The 473-nt window shown below is 76.1% G+C and carries 1 protein-coding gene; it reads right to left on the bottom strand.

The window, feature by feature from the left end:
• Positions 1–473 (bottom strand): sensor histidine kinase (locus DW309_RS00415; protein ID WP_342590355.1); only part of this gene is annotated, 473 nt, incomplete at both ends.

Here is a 473-nt window from a genome sequence, read left to right as displayed (position 1 = left end):
CCCGCCGGACGGCCGCGGCGCCACCTCCAGCGTGCCCCCCGAGGCCGTCGCGCGCTCCCGCATCCCGAGCTGCCCGAGGCCCGGTCGCAACTGGGCGATCGCGCGGCCGGTGTTCACGACCTCCACCTCGACGCCGTCGTCGTCGTAGCGCACCCGCACATCGGCCGTGGCTCCCGGTCCTGCGTGACGGCGGGCGTTCGTGAGCGACTCCTGGGCGATGCGGTAGAGGTTCACGGCGACCACCGAGGGCACCGCGGTCGGAGTGCCGACGACCGTGTACGCGGTGGGGAGTCCCGCGGCCGTCGAGGCCTCCGCGAGTTCGGCGATGTCGTCGAGCCCGAGCGTCGAGGCGCCGTCCGCGGTCTCGCCGCCGGGCGTGCGCAGCGTCTCCAGCAGCTGCCGCAGCTCGTGGATCGCGTCGCGCGCCGAGCCCTCGACGCCCGACAGGATCTCGGCGGCCCGCGCGGGGTCCT

Source organism: Microbacterium sp. K41 (assembly GCF_004794395.1).
Taxonomy (GTDB): Bacteria; Actinomycetota; Actinomycetes; order Actinomycetales; family Microbacteriaceae; genus Microbacterium; species Microbacterium sufflavum.
This window is presented reverse-complemented; position numbering and strand designations above follow the sequence as displayed.